We start from the raw sequence: 20,585 nt of genomic DNA, 5'->3' as shown, positions 1-20,585 counted from the left end.
CTCCCTCTCTAGGATCCAATGAGCGAGCGCTCCTCGAACTCGCCGGCGAGCACGTGCGCGTGCACGTGGAACACGGTCTGACCCGCGCTCGCCCCGTTGTTGAAGATGATCCTGAACTCGCCGTTCGCGCGCTCGTCGGCGAGGCGCTTCGCGACGGCGATCATCTCGGCGAGCAGCTCGGGATCGGCCGCCGCGAGCTCGGCGACGTTCTCGTACTGCGAGGTCTTGGGAATCACGAGGATGTGCACCGGCGCCTGCGGCGCGATGTCGGGGAACGCGACGACGCGCTCGGTCTCCGCGAGGATCTCGACCGGGATCTCGCCGGAGGCGATCTTGCCGAAGATGGTGTCCTGTGCCATGGGTCCAGTCTAACGCCGCGCCGCCGAGAGCCGGGCGTGCGCCGCCGACACTCGCACGCGCTACCAGCGCCCGAGGGCCGCGCCGAGCACCGCGAGCGCTGCCGGGCCGGCCGACGATGTGCGCAGCACCGTGTCCCCGAGCACGAGCGCACTCGCGCCGGCCGCCTCGAGCGCGTCGAGCTCGCCATCGGCGAAGCCGCCCTCGGGGCCCACGACGAGCACGATCCGCTGCGCCGAGCGGGCCGCCGCTCCCCCGGCCCACGCCACGAGGCGCCGCCCGCTCCGCGGATGCAGCGCCACGACCTCCGCGTCGGCCGCCGTCGCCATGCGGCACAGATCATCGAACGACACGGGCGACGCCACCCGCGGCACGCGCGCCCGCAGCGACTGCTTGGACGCCTCGCGCGCGACCCGCGCCCACTTCGCGACGCCCTTCGCCGACTTCTCGGAGCCGCCCGCGCCATCCCAGCGCGACACCGATCGCGCAGCCTGCCAGGGCACGATCTCGTCGACGCCGAACTCGGTGGCCTGCTCGACCGCGCGCTCGTCGCGGTCGCCCTTGGCGAGCGCCTGCACGAGCACGAGGCGCTGCGTCGGCTCGGGCGCCGCCTCCACCCGCTCGATGCGCACGGCGAAGCGATCCTTCGCCACCTGCTCGGCTACCCCCGCGCCGAGAGTGCCTGCGCCGTCGCCCAGGAGGATCCGTTCCCCCTGGCGCAGCCGGCTCACCCGTACCGCGTGGCGCGCCTCGTCGCCCGTCACCTCGACGAGCGCGCCCGGTGCGAGCTGCCCCGCCGCGAGATCCTCGCGGTAGTAGAGGTTGGCCATCGACCGCTACCCCTGGCGGAAGAAACGGTCGCGCAGCTTGCCGAAGAAGCCCTGCTGGAACTCGCCGAGGTGCGGCGGCTCGTCGCTGCGCAGCGAGGCGAGCTGGCGCACGAGATCCTGCTCCCGCTTCGACAGCTTGGTGGGGGTGTTCACCTGCACGGCGATCTTGAGGTCGCCGCGGTTCGTGCTGCGCAGCGCCTGGATGCCGCGCCCGCGCACCGTGAGCACGTCGCCCGACTGGGTGCCCGGTGCGACCTCGACCTCCACCTCGCCGTCGAGCGCCTGCAGCTTCGCCGCGGTGCCGAGCACCGCGTCGGTCATCGAGACCTGCATCGTGCAGAGCAGGTCGTTGCCGTCTCGGCTGAACACATCGTGGTGCATCACGCGGAACTCGATGAACAGGTCGCCGTTGGGGCCGCCGCCCGGGCCGACCTCGCCGCCGCCGCGCATCTGCAGGCGCGTGCCGGTGTCGATGCCCGAGGGGATGTCGACGGGGATCATGCGGCGCTCGCGCACGCGGCCCTTGCCGCCGCACTCCACGCAGGGGTGCTCGATGACGGTGCCGTAGCCGTGGCAGCTGCCGCAGGGGTGCATCGTCACGACGTTGCCGAACAGCGAGCGCACCTGGCGCTGCACCTGGCCCTGGCCACCGCACACGTCGCAGGTCACCGGGTGGGTGCCCGGCTGACAGCAGCTGCCCTGGCAGACCTCGCACAGCACGGCCGTGTTGACCGTGATGTCGCGCTGCACGCCGAAGATCACGTCTTCGAGGGAGACGTCGACGCGGATCATCGCGTCGTCGCCGCGCTCGGAGCGGGGGCGGGGGCCGCGCTGCGCGCCGCCGAAGCCTCCCCCGAAGAAGGTCTCGAAGATGTCGCCGAAGCCGGCGGCGCCGCCCTGGCCGCCCCCCATGTCGTAGCGCTGCCGCTGCTCGGGGTCGCTCAGCACGTCGTAGGCGTGGGTGACGTCCTTGAAGCGCTCTGCGGCGTCGTCGCTCGGGTTCACGTCGGGGTGCAGCTCGCGCGCGAGCCGGCGGTAGGCCTTCTTGATATCTTCGGGCGTCGCCTCGCGCGGCACGCCGAGGGTCTCGTAGTGGTCGGCCACGTTGTGCTCCTCAGGGGTGTTGTTCGGTGAAAATGACGACCGGGCGAGACGGGGCGGGCGCCCCGCCGAGCTACTGCTCCTCGCCCAGGAAGCGGTTGAGATAGCGGGCGACCGCGCGCACGGCCGCGATGTTGCCGGCGTAGTCCATGCGCAGGGGCCCCAGCACGCCGAGACGCGAGACCGAGTCGGCCTCCTGCTCGTAGCTGGACGCGATCACCGAGGTGGCCGCGAGGCCGTAGGGCGCGTTCTCGCGCCCGATCGAGGCGGAGACGTCGCGCCCGTCGTGCGCGAGCTCGCCGAACAGCCGCAGCAGCGCCACCTGCTCCTCGATGGCCTCGAGCACCACCGGCAGCGAGCCCGCGAACTCGCCCGGGCGCGACAGGTTGGCCGCTCCGGCGACGGCGATGCGTTCGCTGCGATTGGCCTGCAGCTGGCTGCCGACCACCGAGAGCACCCGACGCACGAGCTCGGCCTCGTCGGGCTGGGCCCACTCGGAGACCCGCTCGATGAGGTCTGCGACCGCGGTGGCCGCCGTCTCGACGTCCGACCCGACCGCCGTCTCGGCGATCCGCTGCCGCAGCCCGTGCACCCACGCCTCGGTGACCTGCGATGCGGGCAGCCAGGCCACCTGCTGCTCGACCACGCCGCTGCCGAGGATGAGCACGCACAGCACCCGGTCCTCGCCGATCGCGACGAGGTCGATGTGGCGCACCACGGTGCGGCGCAGCGACGGGTAGTGGGCGACGGCCACCTGGTTCGTGAGTTGCGCGAGCAGCCTCACGGTGCGGGCCATCACGTCGTCGAGGTCGCTCGACTCGCCGAGGAAGCGCTCGATGGCGGATCGCTGCGCCGCGCTGAGCGGGCGGATCCTGGCGAGCGTGTCGACGTACAGGCGGTAGCCCTTGTCGGTGGGCACGCGACCCGAGGAGGTGTGCGGCTGAGCGATCAGCTCGTCCTCCTCGAGCAGCGCCATGTCGTTGCGAATGGTGGCGGCGGAGACGCCGAAGCTGTGCCGGTCGACGATGGCCTTCGATCCCACGGGTTCGTTCGAGGAGACGTAGTCGCTCACGATCGCGTGCAGCACCGCCAGGCTGCGCTCGGACACCATGTGACCGCACCCCCTTCTTGGCACTCACCATCTCAGAGTGCCAAGTCTACCGCAGGCCCCGCCGCTCCGTCGGCAGCGACTCACGCCCTCGGCGAACCCCCGAGCGAGCGGGGCCGGCGCCGCGGGCGCGGATCTGAGCCGCGGTTCAGTCCCGTGATCCCGGACGCGCCGGCGCCCCGAGCCGTCAGCCGAGCAGGCGGTGCACGACCGTGTCGGCGAGCAGTCGCCCGCGCAGCGTGGGGACCACGCGCGCGGTTCGGCCCGCTGCCGCGATCGCGGCGCGGCCGTCGATGAGCCCGTCGGCGATGAGCTGCGGGATCGCGCGGCGCTCCTCGGCCCGCAGCACGTCGGCGGGCAGGCCGTCGGCGATCCGAGTCTCGAGCAGCACCCGCTCCTCCCGTCGCGCGTCGCCGCTCAGCGTCTCCCGGGCGTGCGCGGGCGAGACGCCCGCCTCGATGCGCTGCGCGTAGGCGCCCGGGTGCTTCACGTTCCACCACCGCACCCCGCCGACGTGGCTGTGCGCACCGGGGCCCGCGGCCCACCAGTCCTCGCCCGTCCAGTATGAGAGGTTGTGGCGCGAGCGGGTGCCGGCCGTGCGCGACCAGTTGCTGATCTCGTACCACGAGAACCCGGCCGCGGCGAAGCGGGCGTCGGCCAGCTCGTACATCTCGGCGTGCAGGTCCTCGTCCGGCTCGGGCACCTCGCCGCGACGGATCTGGGCCGCCAGCTTCGTGCCCCGCTCCACGATCAGGGCGTAGGCCGAGATGTGATCGGGATCGGTCGCGAGCGCCGCGTCGATCGAGCGCTCCCAGTCGGAGAGCGACTCCCCCGGCGTGCCGTAGATCAGGTCGACGCTCACCTGCAGCCCCGCCTCGCGCGCCCACCGGGTCACGAGCGGGATGCGCTCGGGCGTGTGCGTACGGTCGAGGGTGGCGAGCACGTGCGGCACCGCCGACTGCATGCCGAAGCTGACTCGGGTGAACCCCGCCTCGGCGAGCGTCGCGAGGTAGGCCGCGTCGACCGAGTCGGGGTTCGCCTCGGTCGTCACCTCGGCGCCGGGCTCGAGGCCCCACTCGTCGCGGATGCTGGCGAGCATCGCCGCGAGATCGCTCGCCGGCAGCAGCGTCGGCGTGCCTCCGCCGAAGAAGACCGTCGACACCCGGCGATCCGGCACCCCGGCTCGCCGCAGCACCTCGGCGCCGAAACCGAGCTCGCGCTGCACCTGCCCCGCGTAGTCGTCGCGCCGCGTTCCGCCGAGCTCGCTCGCGGTGTACGTGTTGAAGTCGCAGTAGCCGCAGCGCACGCGACAGTACGGCACGTGCACGTAGACCCCGAAGCGTCGTCCGTCGGCGCCGACGGCCGCGCTCGGCGGCAGCGAGCCGTCGGCCGGCGCCGGGTCTCCCTCAGGCAGAATGCTCGGCATCGTCGCCCGTGTCGGGGCCGTCGGCGGGATCGGTCGTCGCGGCGGGATCGACGGAGTGCTCGGCCGTCGGCTCTGCGGCTTCCTCGACCGCGGCGGGGCCGTCGGTCGCCGCGGCGGGCGCCGTCTCGTCGGACTCGGCGGGGTCGGCGGCCTCGGGCGTCTCGGGAACGGGGGCCTGAGCGGCGGCGAGGTCGTCGGTCTCCGAGGTCTCGAACCCGACTCCGGGGTCGGCGCCCGCATCGGCAGCGGCATCGGCATCGGTCTGGGGCGCCGCGGTCTGCGGCGCGGCCGAGGGATCCACCGCACCCGCACCCGGGGCGAGCGCGGCGAGCTGCGCCTTCACCGCGTCGACGGCGGCCCGCAGGTCGGCGCGCGCCTTGAGGCCGAGCAGGCCGCTCTTCGGGGCCGACAGGAAGCCGCGGGCGACCGCCCACACGGTGTCGTCGTCGCGGTGCTCGATCATGAAGAGCTGCTCGCCCACCGCGCCGGCCTCGTCGCTCGTGCCCCAGGCGAATCCCGAGCGCCGCTCCTCGTCGACGGTGTAGACGATCAGCACGTTGCGGGGCTGCTGCCCGGGCGCGCGCAGCACCGCGGTCGTGCCGGCCACCAGGTAGGGCTCGCCGTCGGGCCCGAACTGCTCCTCGACCTCGCCCCCGGCCTGCGGCTGGCCGTCGTCGTCGAAGCTCACGCCCGTGTAGCGGTCGCCCGATCCGCGCACCACGTCGGCGACGGTGACGCCGCTGCCGCGCTGGGCGCCCCAGGTCATCAGCAGGCTCGAAGCCAGCAGGAAGCGCTCCTGGCCGCTGCCGAGGCGAAGGGTCTCCTCGTAGGACGTCGTGCCGTCGGGCGGGAAGCGCACCAGGTCGGGCGCCTTCGACGCGCCGACGGCCGCGTAGGCGACGGGCATCTCGATGTGACTGCTGCGCCGCGCGGGCTGCTCGTTGCTCATCGTTCGCTCACCCTCACTTCTTCGAGGTCTCCTTGCCCTCCACGTCGCCCGAGAGCGCGGCGATGAAGGCTTCCTGCGGCACCTCGACGCGGCCGACCATCTTCATGCGCTTCTTGCCCTCCTTCTGCTTCTCGAGCAGCTTGCGCTTGCGGCTGATGTCGCCGCCGTAGCACTTGGCGAGCACGTCCTTGCGGATCGCGCGGATGGTCTCGCGGGCGATGACCCGGGCGCCGATCGCCGCCTGGATGGGCACCTCGAACTGCTGCCGCGGAATCAGCTTGCGCAGCCGCTCGGCCATCATCGTGCCGTAGTGGTAGGCGTTGTCGCGGTGCACGATCGCGCTGAACGCGTCGACCTTGTCGCCCTGCAGCAGGATGTCGACCTTCACGAGATCGGCCTCCTGGTCGCCCATCGGCTCGTAGTCGAGGCTCGCATACCCCTGCGTGCGGCTCTTGAGGTGGTCGAAGAAGTCGAACACGATCTCGCCGAGCGGCATGCTGTAGCGCAGCTCGACTCGCTCGCCGAGGTACTCCATGCCCATGAGGCTGCCGCGGCGGCTCTGGCAGAGCTCCATGATCGCGCCCACATAGTCCTTGGGTGCGAGGATCGCGGTCTTCACGACCGGCTCGCGCACGCTCGCGATCTTGCCGTCGGGGTACTCAGACGGGTTGGTAACCGTGACCTCCTTGCCGTCGTCGGTGGTGACCTGGTAGATCACGCTCGGCGCGGTGGCGATGAGGTCGAGGTCGAACTCTCGGCGCAGGCGCTCGGAGATGATCTCGAGGTGCAGCAGCCCGAGGAAGCCGCAGCGGAAGCCGAATCCCAGCGCGACCGAGGTCTCGGGTTCGTACTGCAGGGCCGCGTCGGACAGCTTGAGCTTGTCGAGCGCCTCGCGCAGGATCGGGTAGTCGCTGCCGTCGAGCGGGTAGAGGCCCGAGAACACCATCGGTTTCGGGTCGGTGTAGCCGGGCAGGGGATCCTGCGCCGCCCGCAGCTTGGTCGTGACGGTGTCGCCCACCTTCGACTGGCGCACGTCTTTCACACCCGTGATGAGGTAGCCGACCTCGCCCACCGCGAGCCCCTTCGTCGGCGTGGGCCCGGGAGCGGACACGCCGATCTCGAGGGCCTCGTGCTCGGCCTTCGTCGACATCATGAGGATCTTCTCGCGCGGCGTCAGGCGCCCGTCGACCATGCGCACGTAGGTGACCACGCCGCGATAGGGGTCGTAGACGGAGTCGAAGATCATGGCGCGGGCGGGGGCGTCGATCTCGCCCACCGGCGCCGGGATGCGCTCGACCACACGATCCAGCAGCTCCTCGACGCCGGCGCCCGTCTTGCCCGAGACCTTCAGGATGTCGTCGGGGTCGCCCCCGATGAGATCCGCGATCTCGCGCGCCACCCGTTCGGGGTCGGCCGCCGGCAGGTCGATCTTGTTGAGCACCGGGATGATCTCGAGATCGTTCTCCATCGCCAGGTACAGGTTGGCGAGGGTCTGCGCCTCGATGCCCTGCGCGGCGTCGACCAGCAGGATCGCGCCCTCGCACGCGGCGAGCGAGCGCGACACCTCGTAGCTGAAGTCGACGTGGCCGGGGGTGTCGATCATGTTGAGGGCGTACTCGCCGCCGCCGAGCGACCAGTGCATGCGCACGGCCTGCGACTTGATGGTGATGCCGCGCTCGCGCTCGATATCCATGTTATCGAGGTACTGCGCGCGCATGTCGCGATCCGAGACGGTGCCCGTGATCTGCAGCATGCGGTCGGCCAGCGTCGACTTGCCGTGGTCGATATGCGCGATGATGCAGAAGTTGCGGATCTGCGCGGGGTCGGTCGACGCCGGCACTGGGGGGTTCACACTGCGAGGAGACATTGCCCGCCATTATCCCACAGCGGCGGGGCCCGGCTCTCCGCGGAGCGCGCGGGCGCGCGGGTTCCGTGAGCATCGGAGCCCGGGCCGTATGGAAACCGTGAGGATCGCCGCAGCCGCGGCCGCCGAGCGGCAGATCATGGAGCTGCTGATCAGGAACTCAGGCAGACTCGTCACCCGGCAGATGCTCCTCACCCGCATCTGGGGCACCGAACACGCAAAGGACACCGGCTATCTGCGCCTCTACCTCTCCCAGCTGCGCAAGAAGCTGGAGCCGCAGCCCGCCGAGCCGAGGTACCTGCTGACCGAGCCCGGCATGGGGTACCGACTGCAGCGCGACGAGGAATGAGCGGCTGCGCCGACGCAGCGCGGCTCCGACACGGTGCCGGAATCGAGACTCCTGCGTTCGCTTCTGCTAAAGTTGATTCTTGGCTTGCGTGTGGTGAAATCCACACAACCCGCGAGGTGCCCTCTCTCGCCGCGCGGAACAACCGTCAAACCTGTACCTAAAGGACACTATTCAACGTGGCAAACATCAAGTCGCAGATCAAGCGCATCAAGACCAACCGCAAGGCGACCGAGCGCAACAAGGCTTACAAGAGCGAGCTCCGCACCGTCGTGCGCGCCGCCCGCGAAGCCATCGCCGCCGGCGACAAGGCCGTGGCCGAGCAGAAGCTCGCCCTCGCCAGCAAGAAGCTCGACAAGGCCGTTTCGAAGGGCGTCATCCACAAGAACCAGGCCGCGAACCGCAAGTCGAAGCTCGCCACTCAGGTGGCCGCGCTCTAAGCGACCGGTTCTTCCGCGGTTTCACGAAGAGACCCCGCCTCGGCGGGGTCTCTTCGTGTATCCGGGCGGTGCGACGTTCGCACTCGCTCAGTCGGCCCATTTGCACCGAGTCGGCCTATCATTCGCGCGACAATCAGGCCGACTCGATAGGAATGGGCAGTCTCGACGGGTGAGCTCGAGCTAGCGGCCGCGCTTCGCCACGAACAGCAGGTACTTCTCGAGCGCGTACTCGGGGTCGCGGCTGCCGCCCTTCAGCAACCACTCCGTCTCGGCGGCCAGGTCGATGCAGCGGGCGAGGTCCTCCTCGCGCCAGCCGCGCACCTCGCGCAGCGCACGATCCACCTGCCACGGCGCCATGCCGAGCTCCTTCGCGAGCTGCCCGCTCGAACCGACGGCGCCGTACACCCGCGCCATCGCGCGCACCTTCATATTGAGCGCGGCGAGCATCGGGATCGGGTCGGTGCCTGTCGAGAGCGCCTGCCGCAGCAGCACGAGGGCGTCCGCGGCGCGCCCCGCCGTCGCGGCGTCGGCGACCTTGAAGGCGTTGGTCTCGACCCGGCCCTCGGTCGCCCGGTTCACCTCTTCCTCGGTGAGCCTCGATCCGGCGTCCGATACGAGCTGCGCGCAGGCCCCCGCGAGCTCCCCGATGCCGCCCGAGTAGGCGGCCACGATCATGCGCAGCGCACCGGGCGTGATCTGCGCCCCGAGCCTGCGGAACTCGGCCTGCGCGAACCCCAGGCGATCCTGATCCTTCTTCACCTCGGCGCAGACCACCTCGATGCCGCCGACCGCTCCCCCGCGCACCGCGTCGAGCAGCGCCTTGCCGCGCTGACCTCCCGCATGGCGCAGCACCAGGGTGGTGTCATCGGCGGGCTCGGCGACGTAGCGCTTCGCGTCCTCGATGAACGCGTCCGAGCACTTCTCGACGCCCTCGACCCGGATCAGCCGAGGCTCGGCGAACAGCGACGGGCTCGCGATCGTGAACAGCTCGCCCGAGGTGTACGAGGCGGCGTCGACGTCGTGCACCTCGAGGTCGGTGTTCGCCTCGAGCAGCGCGGCGCGGATCGCCTGGCCCGCGCGGTCGGCGAGAAAGCCCTCTGGGCCGCTCACCAGCACCACCGGCGCGGGGCGCGCCTCGGTCCAGTCGAGCTGCGGGATCTTGCTCTTCGCTCCTCGTGCTGCTGCCACCCCTCAACCCTACTCGCCCGGCCCCGGTGCCGGGTCTCCGGGGCGGCCTTGGGGCGGCCTCGCGGGGGCGCTCCGCACGCCGCCTTCCGGAGCGGCCTCCCGCGGCGCCCCGCACGCCGCCCGGCACGACGCCCGAGGTCGGGCGATCCCGGCCCCGACCCGCCCGCATATCCCTCCCCACCGCACCGCGCGCCTGCAATATCCTTCCCCCGCCGCACCGATTCACGCTCAAGCACCTCAATCCCGGAGAAATCGGTGCGTGAAGGTCGATCGGTGCGTGAGGCGAGGCAGGCCGGAGCCGGGAAGCGGAGACCGGGGGTGGAGGAACCGAAGAGAACCGACCGGAACGAAAGGAACGGAGGGAACAGACGGAACAGACGGAACGGAGGGGTCCGAAGGGAGCGGCCTGAACGGAGGCAACGGCGGGCGCGGCGGGCGGGGCGGCGAAGGGCGAGGGCCGGCGCGGGGAACGACGACACGGGCGGGCGGTTCTCGCCGAGGCGGCGGGGTGACGGTCTGAGGAAGCCGCAAACTCAGAGGGCGGCGAACTCAGGGGGCAGCGGTCTCGGGCGACGAGGCGGAGGTCCGCTCCGCCCAAGCGCGTAGCTCACCCGGCGAGCCGCTGATCGCGAGGGATCCGTGACGGTCTGTGCGCAGCGGGCGGGCTCCGACCCGGGCGAAGGCGGCGAGCGCGGCGGCCGCGGGGTGTCCGTAGCCGTTACCCGCGCCCACCGAGACGAGCGCCAGTTCGGCGCCGATGGCGCCGGCCAGCACCGGATCCTGGTCCCGGCTGCCGTGGTGCGCGATCTTCACGACCGCGGCGCTGAGATCGGCGCCGCCGGCGCGCAACGCGCGCTGCTCGTCTTCGCCGGTGTCGGCGAGCAGCATCACCAGCGCCCCGCCGGCCTCGACGCGCAGCACGAGACTGGCGGCGTTCGAGTCGGCGGGCACGGCGCCCGGTGCGGGCGCGAGCACCTCCCAGCCGAGACCCGTGCCACCGCCGCGCAGCCCGGTCTCACCGGTCCGGTGCGGCACACCGGCGGCGCGCAGTTGCGCGAGCACCGGTCGAGACCCACCGTCTTCGCGATTGTCGGGGGCGACCAGCGCGGCCTCGACCGTGTGGATCACCTCGCTCAGGGCTCCCACGTGGTCACGATCGTCGTGGGTGAGCACGAGCAGGGCGATGCGCGTCACACCGAAGCGGTCGAGGCAGATGCGCAGCAGCGCGGGGTCGTCGCCCGTGTCGACGAGCATCACCTCGGCCGGACGGTCGGGGTCGCGCAGCAGGATCGCATCACCCTGCCCTACATCGCAGGCGACGACGAACCAGTCCGAGGGTGTGCCGATTCTCGCGACGGCCGGCGCGACGAGCACCGGCCCTGAGAAGGTTCCGGCGGCCGCGCAGAGCAGCACCGCGACGACCGCGCGACCGCGCGTCGAGAGCTGTCGCCACCCGCGCCAGGGCACGCGACCGGCCGCGCGATCCTCGGGAAGCCTGATCCGGTGGGCGGCGAACGACCACGCCGCCAGCAGTGCGAGCTCGACGAAGGCGAGCAGCAGCGCCCCGGCCCAGCCGTCCGGCCACGGCCAGCGCGCGAGCGGCAGCTGCGCCGTGACCTCGGCCGTCGCGGAGATCCACCGCGCGGGCAGACCGGCGACCGCTACGGCCTCCTCTCCCAGCGTCGGCGAGATCGGGAGCGCCAGCAGCGCGATCAGGCCGAGGCCCGTGCCGAGCGGCACGGCAGGGCCCGCGAGCACGTTTGCGAGCACACCCACCGCGGGGATCCCCGGCTGCAGGAGCAGCAGCAACGGCCCGCACGCGAGCTGGGCCGACAGCGCGACGGCCACGGGCAGCACGATCCACCGCGGTACCGGCGCCACCCGCCGAAGCAGGCGCACGATCTCGGGGACGAGCAGCAGGATGCCGGCCGTCGCCGCGACCGACAGCGCGAAGCCCGGCTGCAGCGCCTGCCAGGGCTCGGTGAGCAGCATCAGGAGCATCGCGGCGCCGAGCGCGGGCAGCGCGACCGCTCGTCTGCCCCCGAAGCCGGAGGCGAGCACGACCGCGCCCATCACGGCGGCGCGCTGCACGCTGGCGTCGGGCCCCACAACGAACACGAAGCCCGCGAGCATCATCCCCGCGAGTGCGATTCTCAGGCGACGCCCAGCGCCCAGCAGGCCGGCGAGCCAGATCGCGGCGCCGGTCACGAGCGCGCAGTTGGCGCCCGATACGGCGACCAGGTGGGTGAGCGAACTCTGCTGCATGCGCAGTTCGAGCGGCGCCCCGACGAGGGCGGTGTCGCCCACCGCGAGCCCCGGCACCAGCTCAGCGCCCGGCACCTGCGCCGCGGCCTCGCGCAGCCCGCCGCGAAGATCGGCGGCCGCCGTCCCGACATCGGCGACGACCCCATCGAGGCAACCGCTCGCGGGCTCGCCCCGAGCCGAGCCCACCCTGACGCCGTAGGCGGCCGCCGCACCGGGTTCGAGCGGCACGGCAACCCCGTGCACGATCAGACGCGTGCCTGGCGCCCAGCTCGCGCGTCCACCGGCACTCGACCCGTTCACCGCACCCGCACTCGACTCGTTCACCGCTTCGGAGCCCCGTTCGGTCTCCGTGTCGGCGCTCGACTCGATCTCCGTCTCGGCGCTCAGCCAGAGCACGATCGGCACCTCGCCGCGAGGCGTCGGCACCGCCGCCGCCACCCAGCCTCGCTCGCCGCCGAACTCGGCCGGCTGCGAACGCGGGAATCCCCGCAGCACGACGTCGAGGCGCAGCTCGCGCTGCTCTGCGGCGGCCCCGGCGAGTCGCGGATCCGCGCGCGCCCACTCACCGGAGTCGATGCTCGCACCCAGCAGCGCGAGCGCTGCGCACAGCACGGCACCGTGCCGCAGCGCGGTGCGCGCCGCCCAGCCCGCCATCGCGAAACCCCGGGTGCTGCCGCGTGCGCCCCGTCGCCGCCCCACGGCCGACCGACCGCCGGCTTCCCGACCCGCGAGCACGCGCCCGGCCGTCTCGGCCGCACCGTGCTCCTCCGAAGCTCCGACCGACCGATGCGCCTCCGCCCGCAGAGGCGTACCGCTCGTACCGGTCGCCCGGGTCGCCCCGTGCTCCGTGCCGCCGGCGGAACGGGCCCCCGCGGCGACGCCAGCACCGGCTGCGATCACCGCGAGCGCGATCATCAGCGCTCCTGCCCCGATCGCGGCCACCGCGATCCAGCGGCCGGTGCCGGGGTTCACCACGGCGAAGGCCGCGGCCGCCCAGACGAGCAGGGCCGGGCCGAACAGCCGCCAGCTGCCCGGCGGTGATCGCGTGCGCGAGGCAGCCGGGGCGCGGTGCGGCACGACCTCCGGCACGACTGCCTCGGGCTCGACCTCGCGCTCGACCTCGTGCCCGATGCGCAGTGCCGGCGCCGCGGCGTCCGTGCGGGGCATCGCCCGCCGCGACCCCGCACCGTTCACACCCGCACCAGCTCTCTGAATCCGTCGAGCGTCTTCGCCCCGATCCCCGGCACCTCGAGCAGCTGGTCGATCGAGGCGAAGCGGCCGTTCGCGGCGCGCCATTCGATGATGCGCTGAGCGAGCGCCGGGCCAACCCTCGGCAGGGCCTCGAGGGCGGTGGCATCCGCCGTGTTGAGGTCGATGACCCCGCTTTCGCCTGCACCGCCCGCATCCGGCTGCCCGATCGCGCGCGCCCTCTGCGACCTGCTGAGCGTTCGGCACGACGATCTGCTCGCCGTCGGCGACCGCGCGGGCCAGGTTCACACCCGAGAGCACGGCGGCGCCGGTCGCTCCCCCGGCCGCCTCTATGGCCTCGGCGACGCGGGTGCCGGCCTGCAGCTCGACCACGCCAGGGCTCACCACCTCGCCCACCACGTGGACGTACAACGGCGCAGCGCGAACGCCGCCCGCGGCGGCATCGCCGTTCGCGGCGCTGCCCGGACCCGCGGACCCGGCGCTCCCATCGGCGGCGGCCCCGTCGACGCCCGCGCCCGCCGCTCCCCCGTCGCTCGCACTCGCGTCGAGCATCGCACCGGCACCGCCCGGCCGCAGCGCCACGACTGCGATGGCGATCAGCACGGCGACGACCAGCACCGTGGCGCCGGCGAGCACGGGCACGGCGACCGCTCGGCTGAGGCGCCGTCGAGGCGAGACCGCATCGTGCTGCTCGAGTGCGGGCGGCGCCCCGTGCGCAGCCACCGCAGCGGGTCGTTCCCGCCACAGTCCGCGCTCCAGGATCGCCTCTGAGTTCCAGGGCCGCGAGTGCGGATCGGAGTCGACGGCACCGTGGATCGCCTCCGGTTCTGCCGACTCAGCGTACCGCGCCGTCGCAGTCGGCCGCGCCGGCGCAGCACCCCCGCCCTCGGGCGCCGACGGCACTGCTCGGTGCGGGCTGCGATGCCGGGGCCCGGCGCCGGCAGGCGACCCCGCCGCCGTCTCCGTGCGACGCTCGTGCAGCTGCTCCCAGTGGCTCATGCGCCCACGCTAGGCGGCGCGAGCGGAGCATCCGGGCCGATGGAGCGCATCTGTGGAGAAGTGTTCGCCCCACCCGCGGAACGGTCTCCTGTGAACGACGTCGCCGAAACGACGCGCACGGGCGGCGCAACCCGCGCGAGGGCCGCCGTACGCACGACACCACCGCCGCACGCGAGCAGGCCGGCCAGCCAGTCAGCACGCGAATCAGCCTGCCCGCAAACCGGCCAGCCGACGAACCAGTCAGCACGCCAGCAAACCCGCACGTCGGCGAACCAGCACCGACCCGAGGCGGGCACCACGGGCGCGCCGCGACGTGACCGAGCGCGCGGGTCTCGGCTCCGACGCGCCGACCGCCGCCCCTACTTCGTGGCGATGCTCACGATCTTCGGCACGCGCACCACGACGTTCACGACCTCGCGGTCGCCGATCGCGCGCTGCACGGCCGCTGAGGCGCGGGCGGCGGACTCGGCTTCGGCCTCGGTCACCGACGCCGGCAGCGTGAGGCGATCCCGCACCTTGCCGTCGACCTGCACCACCATCGTCACCTCGTCCTCGACGAGCAGCGACGGGTCGGCCACGGGCCACTCGACGAGCGCGACGGTGGGCTCATGCCCGAGCTTCGCCCACATGTCTTCGGCGGCGTAGGGCGCGAAGAGCGACAGGATGAGAGCGATCGCCTCGGCCGATTCGCGCACGGCCGGATCGGCGACGCCGCAGCCCGAGTCGATGGCCTTGCGGGTGACGTTGACCTGGTCCATGAGGCGGGCGACGACGACGTTGAACTTGTAGGCCTCGACGAGCCCGGGTGCGTCGCCCAGCAGGTGATGGGTGTGCTTGCGCAGTGCCGCGTCGCCGCCGGCGAACGAGGCGCCGACGGGCGCGCCGGAACTCTGCACGTCATCGGCGATGCGCCAGGCGCGCGCGAGGAACTTCGCCGAGCCCTGCACGGACACGTCGGCCCAGTCGATGTCGTCCTCGGGCGGGCCGGCGAACGCGAGGGTGACGCGCAGCGCGTCGGCGCCGTGCTCGCGCAGCTCGCTCGCGAACTCGACGAGGTTGCCCTTCGACTTCGACATCTTGGCGCCGTCGAGCAGCACCATGCCCTGATTCAGCAGCGCGGTGAAGGGCTCCTCGAACTCGAGGTAGCCGAGGTCGTGCAGCACCTTGGTGATGAAGCGCGAGTAGAGCAGGTGCAGGATCGCGTGCTCGACGCCGCCCGCGTACTGGTCGATGGGCCCCCAGCGCTTCGCCTCGGCCGGGTCGAAGGCCTGGGTGTCGTCGTTCGCCGACAGGAATCGCAGGTAGTACCAGGAGCTGTCGACGAAGGTGTCCATGGTGTCGGGATCCCGCGTCCAGCTCTCGCCGGTCTCGGGGTCGACGACGGTGGCCCACTCGGTCGCGGCGCCGAGCGGTGAGGAACCCTTCGGCTTGAGGTCGAGCCCCTCGGATGAGGGCAGCTCGACGGGCAGCGACGACTGGTCGACGGGCTTCATCTCGCCGCCGGCGCCGTGCAAGATCGGGATGGGGGTGCCCCAGTAGCGCTGACGCGAGATCAGCCAGTCTCGCAGACGATAGGTGGTGGCGGCGCGACCGGTGCCGCGCTGCTCGAGCACCTCGATGGACTTCGCGATCGCGTCGGTCTTGGCGAGGCCGTCGAGTTCGGCCGAGTTGACGAGCGTGCCGTCGCCGACGAGTGCGACGCCGCTCTCGGCGGGGTCCGGCAGCCGAGCGCCGTCTTCGTCGCGCACGTCGAGCACCACGCGCACGGGCAGCTCGAATTTGAGTGCGAAGTCGAGGTCGCGCTGGTCGTGCGCGGGCACTGCCATGATCGCGCCGTGGCCGTAGTCGGCGAGCACGTAGTCGGAGGCCCAGACGGGGATGCGCTCGCCGTTCACGGGGTTGACGGCGAAGTGGTCGAGGAAGACGCCGGTCTTCTCACGGTCGGCGTTCTGGCGTTCGATCTCGGTCTGCTTCTGCGTCTGCTCGAGGTATGCCTGGAACTGCATGCGCACCTCGGGCGAGGCGCCGGAGGCGAGTTCGGCGGCCAGGTCGGAGTCGGGGGCGACGACCATGAAGGTCGCGCCGTGCAGCGTGTCGGGTCGGGTCGTGAAGACGGGCACCTTCTCGGCGCGGCCCTCGATCTCGAACTCCACCTCGGCGCCGCGCGAGCGGCCGATCCAGTTGCGCTGCATGTTCAGCACCTTGGAGGGCCACTGGCCCTCGAGCTGGTCGAGGTCGTCGAGCAGGCGATCCGCGTAGTCGGTGATGCGGAAGTACCACTGGGTGAGCTTCTTCTTGACCACGATCGCGCCGGAGCGCTCGGAGGTGCCGTCGGCGAGCACCTGCTCGTTGGCGAGCACCGTCTGGTCCACCGGATCCCAGTTGACCCAGCTCGCCTTGCGGTAGGCGAGGCCCTTCTCGTACATCTTGAGGAACAACCACTGGTTCCACTTGTAGTACTCGGGGTCGCTCGTGTGCAGCACGCGGCTCCAGTCGAACGACGGCGCGTAGGCGCGGAACGACGCCTTCTGCTGGTCGATGTTGGCGTAGGTCCACTCGCGGGGGTCGACGCCGCGCTTGATGGCGGCGTTCTCGGCGGGCAGGCCGAAGGAGTCCCAGCCGATGGGGTGCAGCACGTCGTAGCCGCGTCCGCGCCAGTAGCGGGCGAGCACGTCTCCGAAGCAGAACGCCTCGGCATGACCCATGTGCAGGTCGCCCGACGGGTACGGGAACATGTCGAGCACGTACTTGGTGGGACGGTCGCTGTCGCGGCTCACCTCGAAGGGCTTCAGCTCGTCCCAGACGGGGAGCCAGCGGTCCTGGATCGCCCGGAAGTCGTAGCCCTCGGCCTCACGCGCCTGCTGCTCGGTCACACACACCTCGATCTCGTTCGGGATCGCCCACTGCCGCGGGCTCGCACACATTCCTCAAGAATACCGCGGATGCGGGCGCGCCCGCCCCCCCCCCCCCGGGCGGGGCTCGCCGCGGCGACCGCGCTACCGTGACCGCGGTTCGCGCGGCGCGAGCGCGGCGAGGAGCGGCGCGGCTTTGAGGTGCTTCTCGGCGGTCTCCCGCTCGGGATCGGAGTCGGCGGTGACCCCGCCCCCTGCGCCGATGCGCGCCGCACCCGGCCCGGCTCCACCGGCGCGCAGCTCGACGCTGCGGATCGTCATGGCGAGCTCGGCGTCTCCGCCGTCGTCCACCCAGCCGAAGCAGCCGGCGTAGAGCCCGCGCGGGGCGCCCTCGAGCTGCCGCAGGATCTCGACCGCGCGCCGCTTGGGCGCGCCCGTCATCGAGCCGCCGGGGAAGCACGTCTCGATCGCGTCGAAGACATCTCGACCCGCCCGCAGCTCGCCGCCGACGGTGCTCACGAGCTGATGCACGTGGGGGTGGGTCTCGACGCGCAGGAAGCCCTCGACCCCCACCGAGCCGACCTCGCACACGCGGCTGAGGTCGTTGCGCATGAGGTCGACGATCATGAGGTTCTCGGCCCGCTCCTTCGGATCGCTCGCGAGCTGCGCGGCGAGAGCGGCGTCGGCGTCGGGCGTCGCGCCTCTCGGCCGCGTGCCCTTGATCGGGTGGGTGAGGATCCGTCGGCCCCGCGCGCTCAGGAAGCGCTCGGGGCTCGCGCTCACGAGTGCGCGGTCTCCCGCCACGATGACGCCGCCGCGCACCGCGCCGCCGCCCGCCCGCAGCCGCAGGAAGAGTTCGAGCGGGTCGAAGTCGCCGCGCATCTCGGCGGTGTCGGTGAGGCACAGCACGTAGGCCTCGCCGTCGCGGATCGCGGATCGGCAGGCCTCGACCTCGGCCGCGTAGGCGGCGTCGGTGCGGCGCCACCGGGGTGCAGCGGCAGAAGGGCCGGGTCGAGCGGCGCAGTCGCTGCCCGCAGCGGCCGGCACGGCCGTGGCCTCGGATCCCGCCGACCTCTCGGATCCCGCCGATGTCTCGGAGCTCGCCGATGCCTCGGAGCAATCAGGGCTCTCCGGTCCGAGATACGGGCCAGAGCCGAGAGACGCGGGGCCGAGCAGGGCGGCGAGCTCGGACGTGTCGCCCCGCGGCTCGACCGCCCCGCGGTCGTGGTCGATCGCGAGCACGCCGTCGAGGCGCAGCGCGAAGCCGGGCGCCCCGGCAGGGCCCTCGTCGCAGTCGCCGTCGGCCGCGCCGCCGATCCCCGTCGGCCGGCCGCCGCCGCCTCTGCCGCCGTCTCCGAGATCACCGCCCGCAACGGGGTCGAGCAGCGCCACGCCGAACTCGTACGCCAGCGCGACGGCCCAGCCCGACTGCAGGCCCGGCACCGCGGTCGTCACCGCGGCCGCCCCCGGCGCCGCCCGCAACCCCGCCAGGAACTCGCGCTCCAGGCCGGTCTCGGCGATCCGCAGCTCGCTCGCCACCCCGAGGTAGCTCACCCGGGGCTCACCCGGGGCCGCCGCCGCGCCGTCGAACCAGACCCAGGGCCGGCCGCTCGCGGCGAGCACGCGCGCGATCTCCTCCGCGTCGCTCGGCCAGGCCCGTCTCCCCGTCACCCGACCACCCTACCGAGACCGCTCCCGCTCCACGGCCGTCGCCCCCGATCGCGACTCGCTCCCCCTGCTCTCACTCGCCCCGGCCCCCCGCCCCGGGCGCGCACGCCCGCACCGGCGGTAGTCTGAGCGCGTGGCAACTTCTCCTGGCGCACTGCTGGTGGCCGACTCGTTCCGGGTACGGGTGAACCTCCGCACCGGGGGCGCCGAGGTGCGCGGGCTCTCACTGCACGTCGAGCGGTTCAGGCGGTCGGCGATCGAGGCGCTGCTCGGGGAGCCGCCCGCGCCGGATCCCCGCCCGGCGCTGCGCGCCCCGGACTCCCGCGAGTCCGCCGCACACGCCGCCGTCGATGCGTTCCTCGCAGAGGCGCTGCCACGCATCGCGGCGTACGGCGAGGGCTTTCCTCGGCTCGAGCTGCGGGGCGCGGCGGATCGCGCTCCCGAGTTCGGCCTCTCGCTGCGACCGCTGCCCGAGCTGCGCACCGCCATCGAACTGCGCACCGCGCCTCCGCTCCCCCTCGAACACCCGGAGCGCAAGGGCCCGAACCTCGATCGGCTGACGGCGGTGAACCGCCGGCTCGGAGCCGAGGCGCTGCTCGTCGACTGGCGCGGTCGCGCGGTCGAGGGCGCGACCACGAGCCTGCTCTGGTGGCCCCGCGCCGGCGACGATCGGGAGCCCCGCGGCGCGGTGTCGGCGAGCAGCCGCCGAGTGCGGTCGGTGACCGAGCGGCTGCTGGTCGAGGCGGGCGGCCGCCGTCTGCTCGGCGAGACGCCCCGCCGCGGACGGGTGGGCCGCCCGCAACCCCGCAGCGCCACCGTCGCGGAGCTCGCGCGCCACGAGGTCTGGGCGGTGAACGCGCTGCACGGCATCCGGCTGGTCGCCGCGATCGACGGCGTGCCGCAGGCCCCGCCCGAGGAACGGCGGCTGCGCTGGTTCCGCGAGGCGCTCGACCGCTGCTGGCAGCCCCTCGCGCAGGGCGGAGAGTTTACGACCGCATAGCGACGCCGCGGCGCCAGTACCCCATGAACGCGACGCGCGAGCGCTCGAAGCCGAGCTCCCCCACGAGGCGCCGTCTGAGTGCCGTGACCACGCCGCTCTCGCCCGCGATCCACGCGTAGGTCGCGCCGTCGACGGCGGCCCCGGCTCGGGTTGCGGCGGCCCGGATGTCGTCTCCGCCGGCCAAGCCCTCCGCTGCGTGCCCCGGTCCGCGACCGGTCTCGGGCGGGTGCTCCGGCGTCTCCCACACGAGCTCGTCGCCCGCGGCCTCGCGCTCCGGCCCCCCGGGTCCGGTCGCGGCTCCGAGATGTCGCAGCACGGCGGGCAGTAGCGCCTCGCCGTGCTCGGCGCCATCGCGGGGCAGCCAGTGCACGCGCACGTCGCATCGGGCGTCGATGGCGAGGCGATCTTCGAGGCCGGGCACCTCGATGAACGCGTCGCCCGTCGCCTCGGCGGGCAGATCCTCGAGGATCCGCGCGATCGCGGGGGCGGCGGTCTCGTCGCCGACGAGCAGCAGCGAGGAGGCGCCCTCGGGATCGAACTCGATGCCCCCTCCGGCCTGGCCGCGTCGCGGGGCAAGCAGCAGGATCTCGTCGCCCCGGCGCGCGGCGTCGGCCCAGGCCGAGGCGGGGCCGGTGAGCCCCGGGCTGAGGTGCAGCACGAAGTCGACCGCGAGGCGCGTGCCGTCTCCGGAGCCGGTGAGGTGGCGGATCGAATAGGTGCGCATGGATCCCCGGCGCTCCTCCGGAAGCGAGGTCCACTGCGCGTACCAGTCGTGCGCGTCGGGCGCGAGCGTCGGCAGGGTTCCGGAGGCGCTCGGGAAGATGAGTTTGATGCGCTGATCGTAGATCGGGCCGTCGATTCCGACCTGGGCGAGGTCTGGGCCGGCGAAGACGACGCGGATGAAGGCGGGCGAGAGCCGCACGACCTCGGAGACCGAGACGCGGGCGAGCACGTAGGGCGAGGGGGCAGTCATCGTGGATGCG

Annotated in this window: 15 protein-coding genes and 2 pseudogenes; 3 read left to right on the top strand and 14 right to left on the bottom strand. The window is 72.8% G+C overall.

Annotated features, from left to right (window positions below; genetic code table 11):
• Positions 1–8: 8 nt before the first annotated feature.
• The 7 genes from Leucomu_RS07170 to lepA form a co-directional block, all read right to left on the bottom strand.
• The gene (locus Leucomu_RS07170) at positions 9–359 is read right to left on the bottom strand and encodes a histidine triad nucleotide-binding protein (RefSeq protein WP_128386795.1); all 351 of its coding nucleotides are present in this window, start codon (positions 357–359) and stop codon (positions 9–11) included.
• A gap of 60 nt (positions 360–419) precedes the next feature.
• Complete coding sequence (locus Leucomu_RS07165) at positions 420–1,187, bottom strand: 16S rRNA (uracil(1498)-N(3))-methyltransferase (protein WP_128386794.1); 768 nt, start codon at positions 1,185–1,187, stop codon at positions 420–422.
• A gap of 6 nt (positions 1,188–1,193) precedes the next feature.
• A complete protein-coding gene (dnaJ, locus tag Leucomu_RS07160) occupies positions 1,194–2,291 on the bottom strand; it encodes a molecular chaperone DnaJ (protein WP_128386793.1) in 1,098 nt (365 codons plus the stop codon).
• 70 nt (positions 2,292–2,361) lie between these two features.
• A complete protein-coding gene (gene hrcA, locus Leucomu_RS07155; RefSeq protein WP_128386792.1) occupies positions 2,362–3,399 on the bottom strand; it encodes a heat-inducible transcriptional repressor HrcA in 1,038 nt (345 codons plus the stop codon).
• Positions 3,400–3,583: 184 nt separating this feature from the next.
• The gene (gene hemW, locus Leucomu_RS07150; RefSeq protein ID WP_128386791.1) at positions 3,584–4,822 is read right to left on the bottom strand and encodes a radical SAM family heme chaperone HemW; all 1,239 of its coding nucleotides are present in this window, start codon (positions 4,820–4,822) and stop codon (positions 3,584–3,586) included.
• A complete protein-coding gene (locus Leucomu_RS07145; RefSeq protein WP_228407337.1) occupies positions 4,803–5,771 on the bottom strand; it encodes a DUF1990 family protein in 969 nt (322 codons plus the stop codon). Before Leucomu_RS07145 ends, hemW begins: the two co-directional genes overlap by 20 nt.
• A gap of 13 nt (positions 5,772–5,784) precedes the next feature.
• Positions 5,785–7,638: a translation elongation factor 4 gene (gene lepA, locus Leucomu_RS07140; protein WP_128386790.1), complete on the bottom strand. Its 1,854-nt coding sequence runs from the start codon at positions 7,636–7,638 to the stop codon at positions 5,785–5,787.
• Between the two features lie 124 nt (positions 7,639–7,762).
• Between lepA and Leucomu_RS07135 the strand changes: the two are divergent.
• Both Leucomu_RS07135 and rpsT read left to right on the top strand, forming a co-directional pair.
• Positions 7,763–7,984 (top strand): annotated as a pseudogene (locus Leucomu_RS07135) (winged helix-turn-helix domain-containing protein); the annotation flags it as partial.
• Positions 7,985–8,160: 176 nt separating this feature from the next.
• The gene (gene rpsT / locus Leucomu_RS07130) at positions 8,161–8,421 is read left to right on the top strand and encodes a 30S ribosomal protein S20 (protein WP_128386789.1); all 261 of its coding nucleotides are present in this window, start codon (positions 8,161–8,163) and stop codon (positions 8,419–8,421) included.
• A 180-nt stretch (positions 8,422–8,601) separates the two neighbouring features.
• Here rpsT and holA read toward each other — a convergent pair whose 3' ends face one another.
• From holA to Leucomu_RS07110, 6 genes and pseudogenes are all read right to left on the bottom strand, one after another.
• Complete coding sequence (gene holA / locus Leucomu_RS07125; RefSeq protein WP_128386788.1) at positions 8,602–9,609, bottom strand: DNA polymerase III subunit delta; 1,008 nt, start codon at positions 9,607–9,609, stop codon at positions 8,602–8,604.
• 549 nt (positions 9,610–10,158) lie between these two features.
• Positions 10,159–13,041 carry a ComEC/Rec2 family competence protein gene (locus Leucomu_RS07120; protein ID WP_228407335.1) on the bottom strand — a complete coding sequence of 961 codons (2,883 nt, stop codon included), beginning with the start codon at positions 13,039–13,041 and terminating at the stop codon, positions 10,159–10,161.
• A 23-nt stretch (positions 13,042–13,064) separates the two neighbouring features.
• Positions 13,065–13,250, bottom strand: a complete 186-nt coding sequence (locus Leucomu_RS15925) for a ComEA family DNA-binding protein (protein ID WP_407656656.1) — start codon at positions 13,248–13,250, stop codon at positions 13,065–13,067.
• Between the two features lie 127 nt (positions 13,251–13,377).
• Positions 13,378–13,635: pseudogene (locus Leucomu_RS15920) on the bottom strand (SLBB domain-containing protein); the annotation flags it as partial.
• 806 nt (positions 13,636–14,441) lie between these two features.
• Positions 14,442–17,006 (bottom strand): leucine--tRNA ligase, encoded by a 2,565-nt coding sequence (gene leuS, locus Leucomu_RS07115; protein WP_194294575.1) that lies wholly within the window; start codon positions 17,004–17,006, stop codon positions 14,442–14,444.
• Between the two features lie 72 nt (positions 17,007–17,078).
• Positions 17,079–18,605 carry a chorismate-binding protein gene (locus tag Leucomu_RS07110; RefSeq protein WP_128386786.1) on the bottom strand — a complete coding sequence of 509 codons (1,527 nt, stop codon included), beginning with the start codon at positions 18,603–18,605 and terminating at the stop codon, positions 17,079–17,081.
• 130 nt (positions 18,606–18,735) lie between these two features.
• On the opposite strand from Leucomu_RS07110, the gene Leucomu_RS07105 reads away from it, so the two are divergent.
• On the top strand, positions 18,736–19,602 hold the full coding sequence (locus Leucomu_RS07105) for an aminotransferase class IV (protein ID WP_128386785.1): 867 nt from the start codon (positions 18,736–18,738) through the stop codon (positions 19,600–19,602).
• Here Leucomu_RS07105 and Leucomu_RS07100 read toward each other — a convergent pair.
• Positions 19,589–20,575, bottom strand: a complete 987-nt coding sequence (locus Leucomu_RS07100) for a siderophore-interacting protein (protein ID WP_128386784.1) — start codon at positions 20,573–20,575, stop codon at positions 19,589–19,591. The genes Leucomu_RS07105 and Leucomu_RS07100 overlap by 14 nt on opposite strands.
• Positions 20,576–20,585: the final 10 nt, after the last annotated feature.

The sequence above is a fragment of the Leucobacter muris genome, assembly GCF_004028235.1.
Lineage (GTDB): Bacteria > Actinomycetota > Actinomycetes > Actinomycetales > Microbacteriaceae > Leucobacter > Leucobacter muris.
The sequence above is the reverse complement of the archived record's forward strand: the minus strand, read 5'-3'. Positions and strand labels throughout refer to the sequence as shown.

Excerpts from the sequence above, each read along its gene's own strand:
- Leucomu_RS07145 (WP_228407337.1), bottom strand. The coding sequence starts at position 5,771 with ATGAGCAACGAGCAGCCCGCGCGGCGCAGCAGTCACATCGAGATGCCC.
- hrcA (WP_128386792.1), bottom strand. The coding sequence starts at position 3,399 with ATGGTGTCCGAGCGCAGCCTGGCGGTGCTGCACGCGATCGTGAGCGAC.
- Leucomu_RS07165 (WP_128386794.1), bottom strand. The coding sequence starts at position 1,187 with ATGGCCAACCTCTACTACCGCGAGGATCTCGCGGCGGGGCAGCTCGCA.
- Leucomu_RS07100 (WP_128386784.1), bottom strand. The coding sequence starts at position 20,575 with ATGACTGCCCCCTCGCCCTACGTGCTCGCCCGCGTCTCGGTCTCCGAG.
- hemW (WP_128386791.1), bottom strand. The coding sequence starts at position 4,822 with ATGCCGAGCATTCTGCCTGAGGGAGACCCGGCGCCGGCCGACGGCTCG.
- Leucomu_RS07120 (WP_228407335.1), bottom strand. The coding sequence starts at position 13,041 with ATGCCCCGCACGGACGCCGCGGCGCCGGCACTGCGCATCGGGCACGAG.
- Leucomu_RS07170 (WP_128386795.1), bottom strand. The coding sequence starts at position 359 with ATGGCACAGGACACCATCTTCGGCAAGATCGCCTCCGGCGAGATCCCG.
- leuS (WP_194294575.1), bottom strand. The coding sequence starts at position 17,006 with ATGTGTGCGAGCCCGCGGCAGTGGGCGATCCCGAACGAGATCGAGGTG.
- lepA (WP_128386790.1), bottom strand. The coding sequence starts at position 7,638 with ATGTCTCCTCGCAGTGTGAACCCCCCAGTGCCGGCGTCGACCGACCCC.